The organism is Klebsiella michiganensis (genome assembly GCA_000963575.1).
Classification (GTDB): domain Bacteria; phylum Pseudomonadota; class Gammaproteobacteria; order Enterobacterales; family Enterobacteriaceae; genus Cedecea; species Cedecea michiganensis_A.
On record CP011077.1, the window covers coordinates 157,994 to 179,886 of the forward strand.

18 protein-coding genes and 1 pseudogene are annotated in these 21,893 nt (G+C 55.7%); 15 read left to right on the forward strand and 4 right to left on the reverse strand.

All coding sequences use genetic code 11. The features are described from left to right. Window positions 1–353: 353 nt before the first annotated feature. Window positions 354–1,544, reverse strand: coding sequence for a sugar ABC transporter substrate-binding protein (gene malE, locus VW41_00700; GenBank protein AJZ87666.1), 1,191 nt, complete (start codon window positions 1,542–1,544; stop codon window positions 354–356). Between the two features lie 374 nt (window positions 1,545–1,918). Here malE and VW41_00705 point away from each other — a divergent pair, with 374 nt between their 5' ends. The 5 genes from VW41_00705 to ubiA all read left to right on the forward strand — a co-directional run bounded on the left by VW41_00705 (window position 1,919) and on the right by ubiA (window position 7,263). After that, a complete protein-coding gene (locus VW41_00705) occupies window positions 1,919–3,028 on the forward strand; it encodes a maltose/maltodextrin transporter ATP-binding protein (protein AJZ87667.1) in 1,110 nt (369 codons plus the stop codon). 42 nt (window positions 3,029–3,070) lie between these two features. After that, entirely contained in the window at window positions 3,071–4,393 is a 1,323-nt protein-coding gene (lamB, locus tag VW41_00710) for a maltoporin (protein ID AJZ87668.1), read from the forward strand. 99 nt (window positions 4,394–4,492) lie between these two features. Continuing rightward, entirely contained in the window at window positions 4,493–5,443 is a 951-nt protein-coding gene (locus VW41_00715) for a maltose-binding protein (protein ID AJZ87669.1), read from the forward strand. Between the two features lie 438 nt (window positions 5,444–5,881). After that, window positions 5,882–6,391: a chorismate--pyruvate lyase gene (gene ubiC / locus VW41_00720; GenBank protein AJZ87670.1), complete on the forward strand. Its 510-nt coding sequence runs from the start codon at window positions 5,882–5,884 to the stop codon at window positions 6,389–6,391. Further along, window positions 6,391–7,263: a 4-hydroxybenzoate polyprenyltransferase gene (gene ubiA / locus VW41_00725; GenBank protein ID AJZ87671.1), complete on the forward strand. Its 873-nt coding sequence runs from the start codon at window positions 6,391–6,393 to the stop codon at window positions 7,261–7,263. Before ubiC ends, ubiA begins: the two co-directional genes overlap by 1 nt. A 56-nt stretch (window positions 7,264–7,319) precedes the next feature. Here ubiA and VW41_00730 read toward each other — a convergent pair whose 3' ends face one another. Next, on the reverse strand, window positions 7,320–9,749 hold the full coding sequence (locus VW41_00730) for a glycerol-3-phosphate acyltransferase (protein ID AJZ87672.1): 2,430 nt from the start codon (window positions 9,747–9,749) through the stop codon (window positions 7,320–7,322). Between the two features lie 131 nt (window positions 9,750–9,880). Here VW41_00730 and VW41_00735 point away from each other — a divergent pair, with 131 nt between their 5' ends. The 4 genes and pseudogenes from VW41_00735 (at window position 9,881) to VW41_00750 (ending at window position 12,824) form a co-directional block, all read left to right on the forward strand. After that, complete coding sequence (locus VW41_00735) at window positions 9,881–10,249, forward strand: diacylglycerol kinase (GenBank protein AJZ87673.1); 369 nt, start codon at window positions 9,881–9,883, stop codon at window positions 10,247–10,249. 109 nt (window positions 10,250–10,358) lie between these two features. Continuing rightward, window positions 10,359–10,967, forward strand: coding sequence for a LexA repressor (locus VW41_00740; protein ID AJZ87674.1), 609 nt, complete (start codon window positions 10,359–10,361; stop codon window positions 10,965–10,967). 78 nt (window positions 10,968–11,045) lie between these two features. Continuing rightward, window positions 11,046–12,379 (forward strand): annotated as a pseudogene (locus tag VW41_00745) (damage-inducible protein). Window positions 12,380–12,614: 235 nt separating this feature from the next. Further along, window positions 12,615–12,824, forward strand: coding sequence for a hypothetical protein (locus tag VW41_00750; protein ID AJZ87675.1), 210 nt, complete (start codon window positions 12,615–12,617; stop codon window positions 12,822–12,824). A gap of 71 nt (window positions 12,825–12,895) precedes the next feature. Here the strand turns inward: VW41_00750 and VW41_00755 are convergent, their stop codons facing one another. Further along, window positions 12,896–13,408 (reverse strand): zinc uptake transcriptional repressor, encoded by a 513-nt coding sequence (locus tag VW41_00755; protein ID AJZ87676.1) that lies wholly within the window; start codon window positions 13,406–13,408, stop codon window positions 12,896–12,898. A gap of 95 nt (window positions 13,409–13,503) precedes the next feature. Here VW41_00755 and VW41_00760 point away from each other — a divergent pair, with 95 nt between their 5' ends. The 3 genes from VW41_00760 to VW41_00770 all read left to right on the forward strand — a co-directional run bounded on the left by VW41_00760 (window position 13,504) and on the right by VW41_00770 (window position 16,576). Next, window positions 13,504–14,007 (forward strand): cupin, encoded by a 504-nt coding sequence (locus VW41_00760; protein ID AJZ87677.1) that lies wholly within the window; start codon window positions 13,504–13,506, stop codon window positions 14,005–14,007. A 171-nt stretch (window positions 14,008–14,178) separates the two neighbouring features. Next, window positions 14,179–15,486, forward strand: coding sequence for a conjugal transfer protein (locus tag VW41_00765; GenBank protein AJZ87678.1), 1,308 nt, complete (start codon window positions 14,179–14,181; stop codon window positions 15,484–15,486). 85 nt (window positions 15,487–15,571) lie between these two features. Continuing rightward, window positions 15,572–16,576, forward strand: a complete 1,005-nt coding sequence (locus tag VW41_00770) for a tRNA-dihydrouridine synthase A (protein ID AJZ87679.1) — start codon at window positions 15,572–15,574, stop codon at window positions 16,574–16,576. 208 nt (window positions 16,577–16,784) lie between these two features. On the opposite strand, the gene VW41_00775 is transcribed toward VW41_00770, so the two are convergent. After that, window positions 16,785–17,768 carry a quinone oxidoreductase gene (locus tag VW41_00775; protein AJZ87680.1) on the reverse strand — a complete coding sequence of 328 codons (984 nt, stop codon included), beginning with the start codon at window positions 17,766–17,768 and terminating at the stop codon, window positions 16,785–16,787. Between the two features lie 79 nt (window positions 17,769–17,847). Between VW41_00775 and VW41_00780 the strand changes: the two genes are divergently transcribed. The 3 genes from VW41_00780 to VW41_00790 all read left to right on the forward strand — a co-directional run bounded on the left by VW41_00780 (window position 17,848) and on the right by VW41_00790 (window position 21,751). After that, window positions 17,848–19,254, forward strand: a complete 1,407-nt coding sequence (locus VW41_00780) for a DNA helicase (protein ID AJZ87681.1) — start codon at window positions 17,848–17,850, stop codon at window positions 19,252–19,254. A 165-nt stretch (window positions 19,255–19,419) separates the two neighbouring features. Then, window positions 19,420–20,499 (forward strand): alanine racemase, encoded by a 1,080-nt coding sequence (gene alr / locus VW41_00785; GenBank protein AJZ87682.1) that lies wholly within the window; start codon window positions 19,420–19,422, stop codon window positions 20,497–20,499. 58 nt (window positions 20,500–20,557) lie between these two features. After that, complete coding sequence (locus tag VW41_00790; GenBank protein ID AJZ87683.1) at window positions 20,558–21,751, forward strand: aromatic amino acid aminotransferase; 1,194 nt, start codon at window positions 20,558–20,560, stop codon at window positions 21,749–21,751. Window positions 21,752–21,893: the final 142 nt, after the last annotated feature.

The following is a 21,893-nucleotide window of genomic DNA, read 5'->3' on the forward strand; positions in this document are numbered from 1 at the left end:
AGTCCGAACTCCTCCCTCCCCCTTGTGGGTGAGAGTCGGACTCAGTCCGAATTCCTCCCTCTCCCTTGTGGGTGAGGGCCGGACTCAATCCGAATGCCTTCTCTCCCTTGTGGGTGAGAGCCGGACTCAGTCCGAATTCCTCCCTCTCCCTTGTGGGTGAGGGCCGGACTCAATCCGAATGCCTTCTCTCCCTTGTGGGTGAGGGCCGGACTCAATCCGAATTCCTCCCTCTCCCTTGTGGGTGAGGGCCGGACTCAGTCCGAATTCCTTCTCTCCCTTGTGGATGAGGGCCGGACTCAATCCGAATTCCTCCCTCTCCCCTTTGGGGAGAGGGTCGGGGTGAGGGGCAAGGTTTACTTAGTGATACGTCCCTGAGCATCCTTCAGCGCAGCATCAACGGTCTGGCGGCCGCTAACGGCGTTGATAACCGCCGTGCGCACGGCATACCAGAAGGCAGACATCTGAGGAATATTTGGCATGATCTCGCCCTTCTGGGCGTTATTCATGGTGGCGGCAATGCGTGGATCTTTGGCCAGCTGTTCCTGGAACGATTTCAGCGCCACGGCACCCAGCGGTTTGTCCTTGTTCACTTCCGCCAGACCCTGATCGGTCAACAGGTAGTTTTCAAGGAACTCTTTCGCCAGTTCTTTATTCGGGCTGGCGGCGTTAATGCCGGCGCTCAGTACGCCCACGAACGGTTTAGACGGCTTGCCTTTGAAGGTTGGCAGCAGCGTCACGCCGTAGTTGATTTTGCTCTTGTCGATATTAGACCAGGCCCACGGGCCGTTGATCGTCATCGCTGTTTCGCCCTTGTTGAACGCGGCTTCGGCGATGGAGTAGTCAGTATCGGCATTCATCTGCTTGTTCTTGATCATATCGACCAGGAAGCCGAGGCCGGCTTTTGCCCCCGCACTGTCTACGCCCACATCTTTCACATCATATTTGCCGTTTTCGAACTTGAAGGCATACCCGCCGTCTGCCGCAATCAGCGGCCAGGTGAAGTACGGTTCCTGCAGGTTGAACATCAGCGCGCTCTTACCTTTTGCCTTCAGCGCTTTATCCAGGGCGGGGATCTCCTCCCAGGTTTTCGGCGGGTTTGGCACCAGGTCTTTGTTATAAATCAGCGACAGCGCTTCTACCGCAATCGGGTAAGCGATGAACTTGCCGTTGTAACGCACGGCGTCCCAGGTGAACGGATAGAGCTTGTCCTGGAAGGCTTTGTCTGGGGAGATTTCGGCCAGCAGGCCGGACTGGGCATAGCCCCCGAAGCGGTCGTGAGCCCAGAAGATAATGTCCGGGCCATCACCGGTTGCTGCTACCTGAGGGAATTTTTCTTCAAGTTTATCAGGATGTTCAATGGTGACTTTAATACCGGTATCTTTCTCAAACTTCTTACCGACTTCGGCCAGGCCGTTGTAACCTTTATCGCCGTTAATCCAGATGACCAGTTTGCCTTCTTCGATTTTTGCCAGTGCAGAGGCGGAAAGCATCATCGTCGTCAGAGCTGACAGAGCGAGGATACGGGCGCCGGTTTTAATTTTCATGTTCCCATCCTTTTGAGTGGTGGTGTGCGCTTCATAGGGTAGTGCAGATTCACGGCGTTAAGTCTGCGGAGATGGCAAGCGCTTCTCATCCTCCTTTGTTCTACGCCCCTGGTCAGTTATCTGTGATCTGCTTTGCATAACTGAGCGTTATGTGTCCTGGCGCACATAAAAACGCAGCGAAAATTGAAACCGCGATCACGAAAATCCCTTATGCCACCTGCAACCGGTTGCAGATACCTCACTCTCATCCTCCCGCCTCCTCCCCCATAAAAAAGCCTTAGGGCGGAGGATTTACCAAATGTAGCTATCCCTCATAGTCGGACACATCTTGAATCACCTGTCCGACGGCAGGCGGCAGTAATGAGGGAGTGGTAATGGCGAGCGTGCAGCTACGGAACGTAACAAAAGCCTGGGGTGACGTGGTGGTGTCGAAAGACATCAATCTCGACATCGATGAGGGAGAGTTCGTGGTTTTTGTCGGGCCGTCAGGCTGTGGTAAGTCAACGCTGCTGCGCATGATTGCGGGCCTTGAAACCATCACCAGCGGCGAGCTGCTGATTGGTGAAAAGCGCATGAACGACATCCCACCCGCTGAACGCGGCGTTGGCATGGTGTTTCAATCGTACGCCCTCTATCCCCACCTCTCCGTCGCGGAAAACATGTCCTTCGGCCTGAAGCTTGCCGGGGCAAAAAAAGACGATATCAACCAGCGTGTGAATCAGGTTTCCGAAACCTTGCAGCTCGCGCATCTGCTGGAGCGCCGCCCGAAGGCACTGTCCGGGGGGCAACGCCAGCGCGTGGCGATTGGCCGGACCCTGGTCGCGGAGCCGCGAGTCTTCCTGCTGGATGAGCCGCTTTCAAACCTTGATGCCGCGCTGCGCGTGCAGATGCGCATTGAGATCTCGCGCCTGCACAAGCGCCTGGGCCGCACGATGATTTATGTGACTCACGACCAGATTGAGGCGATGACCCTGGCCGACAAAATCGTCGTGCTGGATGCCGGTCGCATTGCGCAGGTCGGGAAACCGCTAGAGCTGTATCACTACCCGGCAGACCGCTTTGTGGCGGGTTTTATCGGGTCGCCAAAAATGAACTTCCTGCCGGTAAAAGTGACCGCGACGGCCATTGACCAGGTGCAGGTGGAATTGCCTAACCGTCAGCATGTCTGGCTGCCGGTGGAAAGCCGCAACGTTCAGGTAGGCGCCAATATGTCACTTGGCATCCGCCCGGAACACCTGCTGCCGAGCGACATTGCTGACGTCACCCTTGAAGGGGAAGTGCAGGTCGTTGAGCAGTTGGGACATGAGACTCAGATTCACATCCAAATCCCCGCCATTCGTCAAAACCTGGTTTACCGCCAGAACGACGTGGTGTTGGTAAAAGAGGGTGCCACATTCGCTATTGGCCTGCCGCCAGAGCGCTGTCATCTGTTCCGAGAAGATGGCACCGCATGTCGTCGGTTGCATCAAGAGCCCGGCGTTTAAGCATTCCCATAAAAAAGAAAAGCAATGATCTCAGGAGATAGAATGATGATTACTCTGCGCAAACTCCCTCTGGCGATCGCCGTGATTGCAGGCATCGTGTCTGCACAGGCTGGCGCCGTTGATTTCAAGGGCTATGCACGTTCTGGTATTGGCTGGACAGGTAGCGGCGGCGAGCAGCAATGTTTTAAAGCGACAGGTGCAGGCTCTAAATACCGTCTGGGTAACGAATGTGAAACTTATGCTGAAGTTGAGTTAGGTCAGCAAGTTTGGCAGGAAGGCGAAAAAAGCTTCTACGTTGATACCATGATTGGTTACGCCACCAGCCAGCTGAACGACGTTGAAGACACCGACGGTGGCCCTCGCGTACGCCAGATGAACGTGGTGGGTAAAAACCTGATTGACGCGCTGCCGGGGGCGAACATTTGGGCAGGTAAGCGTTATTACAAACGTCATGACGTCCACATGATCGACTTCTACTACTGGGATATTTCAGGCCCTGGCGGTGGTATCGAAGATATCGATCTGGGCTTCGGTAAAATCTCCCTGGCTGCAACCCGTAATGGTGAAGCCGGTGGTTCAGAGGCCTTTATCAACGGCCAAACCAAAAACAAAGATCTGGCGAACGATATCTTCGACGTGCGTTTAGGCCAGATGCAAGTTAACCCAGGTGGTTCTCTGGAAGTTGGTTTTGACTACGGTCGCGCCAACACCACCAAGCACTACGATTTTGGCGTGCAGGATGCGACTAAAAACGGTTGGTTGGGTACCGTGGAACATACCCAGACCTTCCTTGGTACCAGCCTGAACAAATTTGTGGTGCAGTACGGTACTAACGCGATGGCGCAAACCAACGGTACCGGTCGTCCGGATACTTCCAGAAACAACGATGGCAAAATGCTGCGCATCATTGACCACGGGGCAATCGACTTCAACGATACCTGGGGCCTGATGTACGTGGGTATGTACCAGGATCTCAACCGCGATGATAACAACGGCACCAAGTGGTGGACCGTGGGCGTTCGTCCTATGTACAAATGGACGCCAATCATGAGCACCCTGATGGAAGTTGGCTACGACAACGTGAAGTCTCAGATGACCGACAAGAGCAACAACCAGTACAAAATCACCCTGGCACAGCAGTGGCAGGCGGGTAACAGCATCTGGTCTCGTCCGGCTATCCGCGTCTTCGCAACCTACGCCAAGTGGGATGAGAAGTGGGGCTATTCCTCCAGTGATGCCAGTGATGCTAACTACGTAGCGAACACGCCATCCGGTATTGCTTTCAGTGATACCAGCGCCCGTACCTTCAGCCGTGGCAACGATAGCGAAGTGACCTTCGGTATTCAGATGGAAGCCTGGTGGTAAGTTAACCCGCTGTGCGGGTGCATAGCGCCCGCCAGTTTCAAATGCCTGACCCGTCTCTTTTTTGCCTGAAGGAGACGGGTTCGCTCCGAGGATAAAACAATGAAAAAACATCTTCTTGCGCTTTGCCTGCTTCCCGTTCTGGGCTTAACGTCCGTACCGGCTGCTTTTGCTGCGAACACGGCGATTAACCCACAAAACGTCTCTACCGCACCGTCTATTCCTGCGGACAAATTACAAAGCCTGCCGTGGACTCCGTTGATACCGCCCGTCAGCCAGGACGTAGTGCTGAACGCCTCTTCGGCCAGTATTAACGTCGGGGAACTCACCGGGGGCGTGGCCGCCTTCGTGCTGCCAGCGGATCAGGGTTCACTGGAAATCACGCTATCCAGCGTAGTTAAAGACTTAAGCGTTTATGCGCCCAACGTTCTGATTCTCGACGGGCAGATGCAGCCTTCAGCTTTCTTCCCGAGCAGTTACTTCCAGTACCAAAAGCCAGGCATGACCTCCGGCAATCGTCTGGAAAATGTCATGAAGCTGACCCCGATGATGGGCCAGAAACAGATCTATATGCTGGTGTACACCACCAAACGTGACCTGACGGAAACCACCCGCATGATTAACCCGGCGAAGCTCTATGCCGAAGGGGCAAGTAACGCCATTCCTGACGTTGCCGACCCGGTTGCCCGCCACAGTGGGCAGGGTGCGCTGACGGTACAGGTCAAAACCGAGCAGAACAGCGGCAACATCATGATCGGCAAGATTTTCGGCGGGTCTGATGCGAAACCTGTTGTGGTGGGTAACGTAGCGCCGCCGACGGCTTACTCTGCACCGGCCGCCGCTCCGGCCCCGGTGGCAGCACCTGCGCCGGCACCGGCCGCGAAGAGCGAGCCAATGCTCAATGATACGGAAAGCTATTTTAACCACGCGATTAAACAGGCTGTGGATAAAGGCGACATCGATAAAGCCCTGAAACTGCTGAATGAAGCCGAGCGTCTGGGTTCCACCTCCGCCCGTAAAACTTTTATCAGCAGTGTAAAAGGCAAGGGGTAATCACTTCCCCACGTTGCTGATGCTTGAAGTATTGGTGCGCTCAGGCGCACCTTTTTTTTCCCCGTCATAATTCAAGCCACAGGGGTGTTGGCTGCACTCTGGTTATTCAGCTCATCCATGAGCTTCACCCTTTCAGGGCCGTTGCTGGCTACGTTCAAATCTGCTCCCGGCAGATTTGTCACCCCCGTCACTTATTTATATAAGCCCCTGGGGATTATTCCCCCTACGGGGCCGCAGTAAACTGCGTTCAAAGTCGCTTACGCGAATTTGTCACTCCCTTGCCGCCTACCTGTGGCTGGAATTATTTAGGGGAAAGAGGGGGCAGCATTTCCTGTTGCTCAATTGTTGCGGTATTTGCCGCGCGTGTTGCCATTGTCTGCCCGCATGATGATGTTCTGCGTTACAATGCCTTCAGGTTATGTCTCGGAGAGTGTTCCCATGTCCGACGCGCTGTCGCCGTTGCGCGCCCTGAATTTCTACACGGAGGTCCCGCAAGGGCTAAGCTCCGATTATCTCGACTGGCTGCTGCTGGAAGATTCGATGACTAAACGCTTCGAACAGCACTGTCGAAAAGTCACCGTTCGCATCGTGCGTGAAGGTTTTGTCCCGGCCGGCAGCGATTTGCCCGAAGCTGATTTATTACCTGCCTCTGAGCGTTACTGGCTGCGGGAAATTATTCTCTGCGGGGATGACGAACCCTGGCTGCTGGGCCGCACCGTGGTGCCTGAAAGCACACTTGATGGCCCTGAGCTGGCGTTGCAAAAGCTTGGCGACACGCCGCTCGGGCGCTACCTGTTTAGTTCATCAACCCTGACGCGTGACTATATTGAGGTTGGCCGCAGCGCCGAACTGTGGGGACGGCGTTCCCGGCTGAGACTTTCCGGTAAGCCTTTGATGCTGACGGAACTGTTCCTGGCGGCGTCTCCGCTGTATGAAGAGGAAAAATAATGGAGTGGAGTCTTAAGCAGGGAAAACTTCTGGCTTATCACCGGTTGATGCGTACCGATAAGCCCATTGGCGCTCTGTTACTGCTATGGCCTACGCTGTGGGCGCTTTGGGTGGCAACCCCGGGCTTACCCTCGCTGCTGAATCTGGTTGTTTTTATCGCCGGCGTCTGGCTGATGCGTGCCGCGGGCTGCGTGGTGAACGATTATGCCGACCGCAAATTTGACGGCCACGTAAAGCGTACCGCGCAGCGCCCGCTGCCAAGCGGTGCTGTTTCTGAGAAAGAAGCGAAAGTCCTGTTTGTGGTGCTGGTTGGCCTCGCCTTCTTGCTGGTGCTGACGCTCAACACCATGACTATCCTGCTGTCCGTGGCGGGGCTGGCGCTGGCGTGGGTGTATCCGTTTATGAAACGCTACACCCATTTACCTCAGGTGGTGCTGGGTGCGGCCTTTGGCTGGTCCATCCCCATGGCTTTTGCCGCCGCCAGCGAATCGGTGCCGCTAAGCTGTTGGCTGATGTTCCTCGCCAATATTTGCTGGACCGTGGCGTACGACACCCAGTATGCAATGGTGGACCGCGACGATGACCTGAAGATAGGCATTAAGTCGACGGCTATCCTGTTTGGCCGCAACGACAAGCTGATCATCGGCCTGCTGCAAATCGCCACCATGCTGTTAATGGGCGTTGTGGGCTGGCTCAACGGGCTGGGCGGCACGTTTTACTGGTCAATTCTGCTGGCGGGCGGGCTGTTTGTACATCAGCAGAAGCTGATCGCCAAACGCGAGCGTGAAGGCTGCTTTAAAGCGTTTATGAATAACAACTATGTGGGGCTGGTGCTGTTCCTGGGCCTGGCGTTGAGTTACCTGCATTTCTGAGTATTCAGGCAATAAAAAAGGCGGGTGCATCACCCGCCTTTTTCGTTTTTGCTAAATTAAGAAACCGCGTCCTGGGACGCTGAGCTCTCAATCGTCAGGCGTACATCCGAGGTCACAAGATCGGCCAGCATCTGGTAAACCTTGATGGTTTCGGTTGCGTCCGCGTCGCCGGTATCGCTGATGTAGCCTTCATCGCGCAGGGTAAGCACCAGCGAGGTAAAGACCGCTTTATCAAAGAATTCCGGGGCGTTAATGCCGTGCAGAACGGACAGGCGCTGCGCCACGGTGCGGCTTTCGCGTTCCAGCGTCCCGCGGTTGATAGACGGGGTGGCGCTCAACTGCCAGAAGGTGATGGCATAACGCTGAATTGTCTCGCGTACGCCCGCCGCCAGAAGCTGCAGAGTACGAGAGCGGTTAGGGTTGATCTGCACCTCATCACCGGCAACCATCACCAGACCCTGGCGCTCCATCTCGGCGATCAGCGCGTCAATTTCTCTGCCCAGCTCGCTCTTTTCCCAACGCAGGAACAGCTCGGCTTTCAGCATCGGATAAACCACCTCTATCTGGCGCAGCAGTTCCGCGCGTGAGATGTGGCGATGCTGAGTGATGATGGACGCCATCAGCGACGGCAACACCAGCATGTGCATGATGTTGTTGCGGTAATAGGTCATCAACACGGCCTGTTCGCGTGGCAGAATGATGATGTCGCCGATGGTGTCTTTCTCCACCTCGAACTTGTTCATCTGCAGCGCGTGGTCGATCAGCGCATCGGCGGAAACCGTTGGTGCGGTGGCATCCGGAGAATACGGCACGTTACGCAGCAGGTTCAGGTAGCAGTCGAGCTGTTCAGTGAGCTGCTCACGGGTCAGCGAGCGCTGGCGTGAAGCAAGCAGCGCGGTACAGCACAGGTTCATGGCGTTAGCTGCCCCTGCGTTGTTGATGCGCACCATCAGGGAGGCTGCGATATCGTTCACCGTTGGCGTCAGCCATGCCGGGCGAATCGACTCGATAGGATCGATAGAATCCTTCCATTCCGGCACATGCTGGTTCAGGTAGGTCATCAGCGGCAGCGGTTCGCCGAAGTTGACGTAACCCTGACCTAGGTTACGCAGCTTACTCAGGCCGCGCACCATCTGCATGAAGCTCTCTTTTTCCTTGGTCGCCCCGCGCAGCTCTTTCGCGTAGGTACCCACTTCCATGACGTGCTCGTAGCCGATGTAAATTGGCACCAGAGTAATCGGACGAGTACCGCCGCGCAGCATCGCCTGAATCGTCATCGACAGCGTGCCGGTCTTCGGATCGAGCAGGCGACCGGTGCGGGAACGGCCACCCTCGACAAAGTATTCAACGGAATAGCCGCGGCTGAACAGTTCGCCGAGGTATTCGCGGAACACCGTGGAGTAAAGCTTGTTGCCCTTGAAAGTACGGCGAATAAAGAACGCGCCCAGGCGGCGGAAAATCGGGCCGGCCGGCCAGAAGTTCAGGTTGATCCCGGCGGCGATGTGCGGCGGAACCAGCCCCTGGTGATAAAGCACGTAGGAGAGCAGCAGGTAATCCATGTGGCTGCGGTGGCAGGGCACATAGACAATTTCATGGCCGTCATGCGCAAGCTGGCGCACGCGTTCGGCGTTGTGCACGTTAATGCCCTGATAGAGGCGGTTCCAGGTTAACCCTAAAACGCGGTCCGTCAGACGCACGGCTTCGTAGGAGAAGTTGGCGGCAATCTCTTCCATCAGTGCGACGGCATTTTGCTGCGCTTTCTCATGGGATATTTTCTTACTGCGGGCTTCATCTTCTACCGCACGGGCAATTGCTTTTGATGCCAGCAGCTTGTTGAAGAGATCCTGGCGAACCGGCAAGCGAGGGCCAACGGCGGCAAGGCGCTGACGAGCAAAGTGGGTGCGCGCCACGCGAGCCAGCTTTTGGGCGATAATTTTGTCCGTGCCGTGTTCGGTTGCCATGCGGCGAAGCGAAACCGGCGGCGAGAAGCGCACGAAGCTATCGCGGCCCAGCCACGAAACCGCAAAGAATTTTTGGATGCCGTTCAACGTCCGTAAAGGTGGGTTGATTTCCCCTTTTTCGCGCCCTGGAGAGCGGCCGAACATCACGGAAACCGGGACCATCTGTACATCGAGATCGGGATTGCTGCGGTGCAGATCCAGATAATCGTGGAACAGTTTTACCGACTCTTCTTTTGGCGTGTAATAGGTAAAGACGCGCGGCCCGCCGTGGATAAACACGTAGCGCGGCAGCAGTACGCCGTCAATTTCCAGAGGTTCCAGCGGGTCGGGCAGGTCGTGATCCAGGCATTGGGCACGCAGCGTCAGTAAGTCTGCCTTAGAATTGTAGGGCAGGACGTACATAATGGGGCGTGAAGGGTCCAGACCGAGTTCGGTTTGCGGATCCGCCGGGATAGACTTGCTCTTTACCAGAACACTTAATGGTAAATTCAGTAATTTGTAGTAAATTCTTGGCCAGCCTGACATAAATGATGTAAAGCCTCAGGTTAATAATGCAAATGCGCCGCAAGGATATCAGAAACTCTGGGGAATTTCTGTGGCGCTGCGATTTAGACTCAATGAGCATTGACGCTCAATCTATAAAAAGGTTTCCTTGAATGGCGAATAATACCACCGGCATCACCCGCATTATTAAAGCTGCAGGCTACTCGTGGAAGGGGCTACGTGCCGCCTGGATCAACGAAGCCGCCTTTCGTCAGGAGGGCGTGGCTGCAGTTATCGCTATCGCCATCGCCTGCTGGCTGAATGTGGACCCTATCACGCGTATTTTACTGATTGGCTCGGTTGTTTTGGTGATGATTGTCGAAATCCTCAACAGCGCCATTGAAGCGCTGGTTGACCGTGTGGGCACCGAGTACCACGAGCTTTCGGGACGAGCTAAAGATATGGGGTCAGCCGCCGTACTGATTGCGATTATCCTTGCGGTCGCGACCTGGGCCACCTTGCTTTGGCCACATTTGCGATAACCCTTCCAGAATAGTTTAAGTCGCTGGTTTTTTGCTTAATTTGTGGTTTCAAATTCGCCCGGGGCTGTATATACTCACAGCATAACTGTATAAACACCCAGGGGGCGGAATGAAAGCACTAACTACCAGGCAGCAAGAGGTGTTTGATCTCATTCGGGATCATATCAACCAAACCGGCATGCCACCTACGCGCGCCGAGATTGCACAACGTCTGGGGTTCCGTTCTCCAAACGCCGCGGAAGAACACCTCAAAGCGCTGGCGCGCAAAGGTGTCATCGAGATTGTTTCTGGTGCATCCCGCGGTATTCGTCTGCTGGTTGAAGAAGAAAACGGCCTGCCGCTGGTGGGGCGCGTTGCCGCGGGCGAGCCGCTGCTGGCGCAGCAGCACATTGAAGGTCACTACCAGGTTGATCCATCGCTGTTCAAGCCGAATGCCGATTTCCTGCTGCGCGTAAGCGGCATGTCGATGAAAGATATCGGCATCATGGACGGTGATTTATTAGCGGTACACAAAACCCAGGACGTGCGTAACGGCCAGGTCGTTGTCGCGCGAATCGATGATGAAGTAACCGTAAAACGCCTGAAAAAGCAGGGTAATACCGTGCATCTGCTGCCGGAAAACAGCGAATTTCAGCCGATTGTGGTCGATCTTCGTGAGCAGAACTTTAGCATTGAAGGCCTGGCCGTCGGGGTGATCCGCAACGGTGAATGGCTGTAACATCTCTTTCGGTGGTGCGGTAAATCTGCCGTGCCACCTGCATTAAACACCCCTCTATTTTCCCTCTGGATCATTCTCATGCGATTCTTTTCGTCAACGGATGGTGCGCTGTGGCGTCTTGCGCTGCCGATGATTTTTTCCAATATCACCGTGCCGCTGCTGGGCCTGGTCGATACCGCAGTCATTGGCCATCTTGATAGCCCAACCTATCTTGGCGGGGTGGCTATCGGCGCCACGGCGACCAGCTTCCTCTTTATGCTGCTGCTATTCCTGCGTATGAGCACCACCGGGTTAACGGCGCAGGCGTTTGGGGCGAACGACCCGCAGCGGCTGGCGCGGGCACTGGTTCAGCCCCTGATGCTGGCGCTGATAGCCGGGATCGCTATCGTGGTTCTGCGGTATCCACTGATTAACCTTGCGCTACACGTTGTTGGTGGCAACGACGAGGTGCTGTATCAGGCAAGGCGGTTCCTTGAAATCCGTTGGCTTAGCGCCCCTGCATCGCTGGCTAACCTCGTGCTCCTGGGGTGGCTGCTTGGCGTTCAGTACGCGCGGGCGCCGGTGATCCTGTTGGTGGTTGGGAACCTGATTAACATCGTGCTCGACCTCTGGCTGGTGATGGGGCTGCACATGAACGTGCAGGGGGCCGCGCTGGCCACGGCGGTATCTGAATACGCCACGTTTATCATCGGCCTGCTGATGGTGCGTAAAGTTATGAAGCTGCGGGGCATCAGTTGGGCTCGCCTCAAAACGGCCTGGCAAGGGGATGTACGCAAGCTGCTGGCGCTCAACCGGGACATCATGCTGCGTTCGCTGCTGCTGCAAATTTGCTTTGCTTCTATCACCATCTTCGGCGCTCGTCTCGGCAGCGAAATTGTAGCGGTCAACGCCGTGCTGATGACGCTGTTAACCTTCACCGCCTATGCCCTGGATGGCTTTGCTTACGCCGTGGAAGCCCATTCGGGCCAGGCTTATGGGGCGGGCAATCGTGGGCAATTGCTTGAGGTTTGGGGGCCGCGTGCAGGCAGGCGGGGCTGGTTGCGATAGCGTTTGCGGCTATTTATGCCTTTGCCGGGGAGCAAATCGTCGCGCTGCTTACCTCCCTGCCGGAGCTTCGTATTCTGGCAAATCATTACCTTGCCTGGCAGGTGATCTTGCCGGTCGTGGGCGTTTGGTGCTACCTGCTGGACGGTATGTTTATCGGCGCTACGCGAGGCACTGAGATGCGAAATAGCATGGCGGTTGCGGCATTGGGCTTTGGCGTGACGCTGCTTACGCTGCCGTTGCTTGGTAACCACGCCCTGTGGCTGTCGCTGGCGGTGTTTTTAGCTTTGCGTGGCCTGTCACTCGGGGTTATCTGGCGTCGACACTGGCGCAACAATACCTGGTTTGCCGCGCCGGGCGGGCATTGAGTAGACTCCCCGCACTCCGTTAATCCATCTTCTATCATGCTGATTTCTCGTTTTTAAAATGAGGCGTCAGCATGCCGTCGTTTTTAAAAATGGTTAAAGATTCTGAGTTTTAAATGTAACCCAGAATCCTTGGCTACAATTATCTCTACATCCAGCAGACAGTGGATGTTTTCCGGCAAGACTGCATCCTGCAGTCAGGATGCAAAAACCGAAACCGAACGATGAGGAGATGACTATGAATAAGGACGAAATCGGCGGTAACTGGAAGCAGTTCAAAGGTACTATCAAAGAGAAATGGGGTAAGCTGACCGATGACGATATGACCGTCATCGAAGGCAAGCGCGATCAGCTGGTGGGTAAAATCCAGGAGCGCTACGGCTACGCCAGAGACCAGGCAGAGAAAGAGGTGAAGGACTGGGAGTCAGGTAACAAATATCGCTGGTAACCTCCGCCCCCCTCACATGTGCTAATCAGTAAGACCAATCCTGCCCGGGTACAAGGACGTACCACTCCCTCTTAACGCTTTTTCTTCGGCTGCACTGAATGATCGTGATCGCAGGCGCCGGGGTGGCGACAAGCTTCAACTTCCGAGCAATCAGCGCACAATCCGTGGGCCTCAATTACGTTGTGGCGCAGGGCAAACCCCATTTTTGACGCCAGCTTTTGCATAATATCTTCCACACCCTGAGCGGCTTGCTCTTTCACAGCGCCGCATCTGTCACAGATAAACATGGCGGAAGAGTGGGTGGGATGGTCGATAAAATTGCACAGTACGTAGCTGTTGTTGGATTCCACGCGATGCACAAAACCCTGCTCAAGCAGAAAGTCCAGCGCACGGTAAACGGTAGGAGGCTTAGCCTGTGGCTCGCTGACGCGCAAGAGATCGAGCAGGTCATAGGCGCTTATGGCGCCGGTTTGCTCGGCCATCAGGCGCAAAACCTCAAGGCGCTGTGGCGTCAGGCGTACATTGCGTTGCAGGCAGAGCTTTTCAGCCTGAGCTAACACGTTTTGCGAAGTTATGGTGTCCATCAGCCTCTCCCGGTCATTGACGCAATACTTTACCATAAGGCGTATAAAACGCCGAATCCTGGTACATAATGACCCTATCTACCCAGGAGGAAGTGATGCAAAAACCCGATTGTATTCGTCACTGGCGTGAGCTGGAAGGTGAGGATGACTCAACGTATCCGGACAGCGCGGAGCTGTTTTCTATTGGCGCTCCTCTGGCCCGTCATTTAGGTTTAACTCGCCTTGGTATCCACCACGAGCGCATTCCCCCTGGCCGCAGAACCTCTTATCCCCACGCGGAGAGCAGCGAAGAAGAGTTTGCCTATGTTCTCGAAGGGCATCCTGAAGTGTGGATCAATGGTCATCTCTGGGCGCTTGAGCCCGGCGATAGCGTGGGATTCCCTGCCGGGACCGGCATTTGCCATACCTTTATTAATAATACCGAACAGGATGTGCGGTTATTAGTCATTGGTGAAGCAAATAAAGCTGAAAATAAAATTTATTACCCGCTAAATCAGTCTTACGCCATGCAGCGTAAGGATCGCTGGATAGATCATCCCCCTCAATTCTTTGGTCCGCATAACGGCCTGCCTTCACGAAAGCCCAAGGGTAAACTATAAATTAATTAGCAAGGAAACGATGAGACGCTAACCCTAAGGATATATTTGGGATCCCGATGGTTCAAATATCCATCTTTTTATCGCGCTATTCACAGCAATAGTCTGCCTCTGTTCAGTCATAACTGTCAGGGGCGAATTACTTCATCTGACAATCAGACAGGCGTGCTGTGAATGAATAAAATAAAATCTTCGGTGGCGACACTCGCCGCAACGTTATTTATTGCCCATCAGGCCGGGGCAGCAGGGACCTGGTCCGAAGCGCGAAACGATGCGATGGGGGGAACAGGTGTTGCTTCTGCTAATTATGGCAGCGGTGTATTAATCAACCCGGCGCTATTAGCTCGTGCCCAACCAGATGCCGATATTACCGTTATTCTGCCTTCCATCGGGGCGCAAATTACGGATAAAGACAATCTCCAGGACCGCATTGATGATATCAGCGACAAAGTTGATAACTATAAACAGGCCATTGGGTCGTTAACGCCGCGAGATATTCTTTTAAATCCGAACGGTACGTTAAATCAGTTTCGCAGCGCAGCCGGAGATTTAGCCGGTGAACTTGAAGATTTGCGAGGCGAAACGGCGAATGCCAAAGCTGCCGCGGGTATTGCGGTCAGCATTCCAAATGACACTCTTTCCGTTGCTTTCGTCACGAAGGCTTACGCGCGGGCAAAAGTCAGCTCCTCTATCGACCAAAATGATATCAATTATCTACGCAGTATTCAGAACTCCAGCGCGGTAGCGGGAAGCGTGGCGATTGATGCGGCGTTAAATGGCTCCGACCAGATCACCCGTAACCTGAATTCGACCGCTTCCGGCCGCGCGGCCATCGTTTCTGATTACGGTATTGCCCTGGCCCACAGGTTCGATATTGGTGGCGTGCCGGTTTCCGTTGGCGTCACACCGAAACTGCAGAAAACCTGGCTCTATAACTACACAACGTCCATTTACGACTATCGCAGCGGCGACTGGAAGAACAGCCAGTACCGCAACGATGACACCGGATTTAACCTTGATGCCGGCGTGGCGGCCGATTTTGGCGACAACTGGACGGTTGGCCTGAGCGGCCAGAACCTGGTGTCCCGGGATATCGACACGAAAGATATTCGCATTACTAACGGGCGTACCGGCGAAGTTCGCAACTACAAAGATACTTATCAAATCAGCCCGCTGGTGACCGCCGGCGTAGCCTGGCATAACGAACTGGTGACGTTGAGCGCTGACGGTGACTTGACCGAAACCAAAGGCTTTAAAAGCGAGGCCAATTCCCAGTACGTGGGTGTCGGTGCTGAGGTGAGACCGCTTTCCTGGCTGGCGCTGCGTGCCGGCTACCGTGCGGATGTGAAAAGCAATGACAGCAACGTCTTTACCGGTGGGGTAGGGTTCGCGGCCGGCAAGCACGTTAATATCGATTTGATGGGCCTGTACGGCGAGGACCAAACCTGGGGCGCAGGGGCGCAGCTGAGCGTGGCCTTCTGATACTGAATGCCGGGGCAGCCTGATGCCCCGGCGCTGCTTTATGCTATAGTAGCGACCCTTTTTTAATCGTAGCCTGCGTAAACGTATGTCCTCACAAAGCAACCAGACTCCTTTCCAGCCGCACCGTTTCTCCATTGCGCCGATGCTCGACTGGACCGATCGCCACTGCCGCTATTTCCTGCGTCAGCTGTCCCGCCACACGCTGCTGTACACCGAAATGGTGACCACCGGGGCGATCATCCACGGTAAAGGGGACTATCTGGCCTATAGCGAAGAAGAACATCCGATTGCGCTGCAGCTGGGCGGCAGCGACCCGCAGGCGCTGGCGCATTGTGCGAAACTTGCCGAAGCGCGCGGCTACGATGAAATTAACCTGAACGTGGGCTGCCCTTCTGACCGGGTGCAGAACGGGCGCTTTGGTGCCTGCCTGATGGGTGAGGCGCAGCTCGTTGCCGATTGTATTAAAGCGATGCGCGACGTGGTTTCTATCCCGGTGACTGTAAAAACCCGCATCGGCATAGACGACCAGGACAGCTACGAATTTCTCTGCGATTTCATTGGCACGGTGGCAGGCAAGGGTGAATGCGAGATGTTCATCATCCACGCGCGTAAAGCCTGGCTCTCTGGCCTGAGCCCGAAAGAAAACCGTGAAATTCCGCCGCTGGATTACCCGCGCGTTTATCAGCTCAAGCGTGATTTCCCGCAGCTGACCATGGCGATTAACGGCGGTATCAAGACGCTGGCAGAAGCACAAACGCACCTCCAGCATCTGGATGGCGTGATGGTCGGGCGTGAGGCTTACCAAAACCCAGGCTTGCTGACGACGGTCGATCGCGAAATTTTCGGGGCTGACGTCGTGGACAGCGATCCTGTAGCCGTGGTGCGGGCGATGTATCCGTATATTGAACGTGAACTGGCAAACGGCACCTACCTTGGCCATGTGACTCGCCACATGCTTGGCCTGTTCCAGGGAATTCCGGGCGCGCGTCAGTGGCGCCGTTACTTAAGCGAGAACGCGCATAAAGCCGGGGCGGGCATTGAAGTCGTTGAGCACGCGCTGTCTTTGGTCGCCGATAAACGTCAGCTTTAGTCGTAAACGTATCGGGATAATTCAGGTATTGCGGAGCCGATCACAAGCCTGAACTTAATCCCGCGGGCGTCATTTCTTTTACTTATTAAATCTGCGACTATCCTTCGGCAGTAACAAGAATTCATCGCGCTGTACCCTACATACAGCACGAACAAAAAAGAAAGGGCTTCCTCCGGGAAGCCCTAATTCTTTCCAGATTTTGAGATAGTTACGGAATCAACAGGCTTGAGCCCTGCGTTGCGCGGCTCTCCAGCGTCTGGTGAGCAAGCACCGCGTCCTTCAGCGCAAACTTCTGGTTTTCCGCTACATCCACCTTAATGGCACCGCTGGCGATCAGCGAAAACAGCTCATGGCAGGCTTCATCGAACTCTGCGCGGGTGGTGAGATAGCCGTTCAGAGAAGGGCGTGTGACATAGAGCGATCCCTTCTGGTTCAGAATGCCCAGGTTCACGCCGGTCACCGGCCCGGAAGAGTTACCAAAGCTGACCATCAGCCCCCGGCGCTGCAGGCAATCCAGCGACGCTTCCCAGGTCTCTTTCCCGACGGAGTCATAAACCACCGCGACTTTCTTGCCGCCGGTCAGCTCTTTGACGCGCTCAGAGATGTTTTCATGCTGATAGTTGATGGTCTGCCACGCTCCGGCCTGCAGAGCGCGATCGGCCTTTTGTGCCGAGCCGACGGTGCCAATCAATTTGGCACCGAGCGCCTTCGCCCACTGGCAGGCGATTAAGCCCACGCCACCGGCCGCCGCGTGGAACAGGAAGGTTTCATTGGCTTTGACTTCGTAGGTTTTGCGCAGCAGGTAAAACACGGTGAGGCCTTTCAGGAAAGAGGCTGCGGCCTGTTCGAAAGAGATAACATCCGGGATTTTAGCGACCTTATCGGCCGGCGCATTATGGACGCTGCTGTAGGCCCCGAGGCCAGACTGCGCGTAAACCACGCGGTCGCCAACTTTCAGGTGAGTGACTTTGCTGCCAACTTTGCTGACAACGCCAGCCGCTTCGGTCCCCAGCCCGCTCGGGAGCGCCGGAGGCGGATAAAGCCCGCTGCGAATATAGGTGTCAATGTAGTTGATACCTATAGCTTTATTCTCAACCTGAACTTCGTTCTCCGCCGGATCTTTCGGCGTAAACTCAACGGCTTTCAGTACTTCTGGCCCGCCGTGTTGGCTAAATTCGATGCGCGTTGCCATGGAAACTCCTTGTGTCGAAGAGTGACAAGAATGGTTATACTTCCCGGTCTCTCACTATGAATTTGGTAGCTCCCTCACTATGGCAGGAAATAAACCCTTCAACAAACCGAACGAACCCCGCGACCGTCAGGTAGAAGGGCTGAAAATGCCGCCGCACTCGCTTGAGGCGGAGCAGTCGGTGTTGGGCGGTTTGATGCTGGACAACGAACGCTGGGATAACGTCGCCGAGCGCGTGGTCGCCAACGACTTCTTCAGCCGTCCGCACCGCATGATCTTCACCGAAATGCAGCGCCTGCTCGAAATGAGCAAACCCATCGACCTGATTACGCTTTCGGAATCCCTGGAACTCCAGGGCCAGCTCGAGAGCGTCGGCGGTTTTGCTTATCTCGCGGAGCTTTCTAAAAACACGCCAAGTGCGGCAAACATCAGCGCCTATGCGGATATCGTTCGCGAACGTGCGGTTGTGCGCGAAATGATTGCGGTCGCCAATGAAATTGCCGATGCCGGCTACGACCCACAGGGGCGTACCAGTGAAGACTTGCTGGATCTCGCAGAATCCCGCGTCTTCCAGATTGCCGAAAACCGCGCCAACAAAGATGAAGGCCCGAAAAGCATCGACCAAATTCTGGAAGCCACGGTGTCGCGTATCGAGTCCCTGTACCAGACGCCGCACGACGGCGTAACGGGCGTGGATACCGGCTACCAGGATCTGAACAAGAAAACTGCGGGCCTTCAGCGCTCTGACCTGATTATCGTGGCGGCCCGTCCGTCGATGGGTAAAACCACCTTCGCGATGAACCTGTGTGAAAACGCCGCCATGCTGCAGGATAAACCGGTGCTGATCTTCAGCCTCGAGATGCCCGGCGAGCAGATCATGATGCGTATGCTGGCGTCGCTGTCGCGCGTGGACCAGACCCGAATCCGTACCGGCCAGCTGGACGATGAGGACTGGGCGCGTATCTCCAGCACCATGGGCATCCTGCTGGAGAAGCGCAATATGTACATTGACGACTCCTCAGGTCTGACGCCGACGGAAGTGCGTTCCCGCGCCCGCCGCATCTACCGCGAACATGAAGGCCTGAGCCTGATCATGATCGACTACCTGCAGCTGATGCGCGTGCCGTCGCTGTCCGACAACCGTACTCTGGAAATCGCCGAGATTTCCCGCTCTCTCAAGGCGCTGGCAAAAGAGCTTCAGGTGCCGGTGGTGGCGCTGTCGCAGCTTAACCGCTCCCTGGAGCAGCGTGCCGACAAACGCCCGGTCAACTCCGACCTGCGTGAATCCGGCTCCATCGAGCAGGATGCCGACTTGATCATGTTTATCTACCGCGACGAGGTTTACCACGAAAACAGCGACCTGAAAGGTATCGCGGAAATCATTATCGGTAAGCAGCGTAACGGCCCGATCGGTACCGTGCGCCTGACCTTTAACGGCCAGTGGTCGCGCTTCGATAACTATGCCGGGCCGCAGTACGACGAAGAATAAAAATCCTCGTCATCCTTCAAGCCACAGAGGTGCTGGCTGCACTCACTCACCCGAATCACTTACTTTAGTAAGCTCATCGGGCCGAGTTCTCCTGCCGCCTTGCTGTGACTTGGATGATTTAGAGGATGGGTAGCATTTAATCCAAACACTGAGCAAGGAACGAACATGCAAGCGGCAACCGTCGTCATTAACCGCCGCGCTCTGCGACACAACCTGCAACGCCTCCGCGAACTGGCTCCGAACAGTCGCATGGTGGCAGTCGTGAAAGCAAACGCCTATGGGCATGGTCTGCTGGAGACCGCCCGCACCTTAGAAAACGCCGATGCTTTCGGCGTGGCCCGCCTCGAAGAAGCCCTGCGCCTGCGGGAAGGCGGCATCACGAAACCCGTTCTGCTGCTGGAAGGGTTCTTCAATGCGGAAGATCTGCCGGTGATTGCCACCCAGAACTTCCAGACGGCGATCCACAGCATTCAACAGCTGGAAGCGCTAGAGCAGGCCGATCTCAGCCAGCCCATCACCGTCTGGATGAAGCTGGACACCGGGATGCACCGCCTCGGCGTGCGCCCGGAAGAGGCTGAAGCCTTCTATCAGCGCCTGGTGGCCTGCAAAAACGTTAGCCAGCCGGTGAACGTGGTAAGCCATTTTGCCCGTGCCGATGAGCCTGAGTCCGACGCCACGCCGCGTCAGCTGGATATCTTTAATTCTTTCACCGCAGGCAAGCCGGGGCAGCGCTCTATCGCCGCATCGGGCGGCATTCTGCTGTGGCCCGACTCGCATATGGATTGGGTTCGCCCCGGCATCATCCTGTACGGCGTTTCGCCGCTGGAACAAAAGCCGTGGGGTGAGGACTTTGGTTTCCAGCCGGTGATGTCTTTGACCTCGAGCCTGATCGCGGTTCGCGGCCATAAAGCCGGGGAGCCGGTAGGTTATGGCGGCACCTGGACTGCCGAGCGTGACACCTGCCTTGGCGTGGTGGCCATGGGCTACGGCGATGGTTATCCGCGCAGCGCCCCGTCCGGCACGCCGGTGCTGGTCAATGGCCGCGAAGTGCCCATCGTAGGGCGCGTTGCCATGGACATGATTTGTGTCGATTTAGGGCCGGATGCCGCAGATAAACCGGGCGATAGCGCGGTGCTCTGGGGCGAAGGTTTACCGGTCGAGCGCATCGCCGAACACTCAAATGTAAGTGCTTACGAACTTATCACTCGCCTGACTTCAAGGGTTACAATGAAGTATCTGGACTGAGTGTCCTCGCCTGGTTTACAGTGGAAATCCGCGAACTGTAAACCAGGAGAACCTCACCGTGTTTCAAAAAGTTGACGCCTATGCTGGCGACCCGATCCTTTCCCTCATGGAACGCTTTAAAGTCGATCCGCGCAGCGACAAGGTCAACCTCAGCATCGGCCTCTATTACAATGAAGACGGGGTGATCCCGCAGTTACAGGCCGTGGCAGAAGCAGAGGCTCGCCTGAACGCTCAGCCTCACGGTGCCTCTCTCTATTTGCCGATGGAAGGCCTGAACGGCTACCGCAGCGCCATTGCGCCGCTGTTATTTGGCGCAAACCATCCGGCGCTGGTGGAAGGCCGCATTGCCACCGTGCAAACGCTCGGGGGTTCCGGCGCCTTAAAAATCGGTGCTGACTTCCTGAAAACGTATTTCCCTGATTCCCAGGTGTGGGTCAGCGATCCAACCTGGGAAAACCACGTCGCTATCTTTGAAGGCGCGGGTTTCACCGTGAATACCTATCCGTGGTTTGACAGTGAAACCAACGGCGTGCGCTTTGAGGCGCTGCTGGAAAAACTGAAAACGCTGCCTGAACTCAGCATCGTGTTGCTGCACCCATGCTGCCACAACCCAACCGGCTCTGACCTTACCGACAGCCAATGGGATGCCGTCACCGAGATTCTCAAAGCACGTAATCTGATTCCGTTCCTCGACATCGCTTATCAGGGCTTTGGCGCGGGCATGGAGCAGGATGCCTATGCCATCCGCGCTATCGCCTCATCCGGGCAGCCGATGCTGGTGAGCAACTCCTTCTCAAAAATCTTCTCTCTGTATGGCGAACGCGTAGGCGGGCTTTCCGTGGTTTGCGAAGACAGCGACGCCGCAGGGCGCGTGCTGGGTCAGCTGAAAGCCACCGTGCGCCGCAACTACTCCAGCCCGCCAAACTTTGGGGCGCAGGTGGTGGCGACCGTCCTGAACGACGAGCAACTGAAAGCCAGCTGGATTGCCGAAGTGGAAACCATGCGCGTGCGTATTCTGGAAATGCGCCAGGTGCTGGTGGAGGTGCTGACCAAAGCCGTGCCGGGGCGTAACTTTGATTACCTGGTGAAACAGCGCGGTATGTTTAGCTACACCGGGTTAAGCGCGGCTCAGGCCGACCGCCTGCGCGATGAGTTTGGTATTTACCTGCTGGCCAGCGGCCGCATTTGCGTTGCCGGGCTTAACCACGGCAACGTCCAGCGCGTGGCGCAGGCGTTCGCTGCGGTAATGTAAGTACTCGCTAACTTTGTTTGATTGCTGCATACCCTTTTTCCTCTCCCGTTCGGGAGAGGAAATTACCCCACCGTTCTGTGACCCTGCCTGTTTTATCTGACATAAAATTGAAAAAAACCTTTGTAGATCAGTCCCTGGCAGG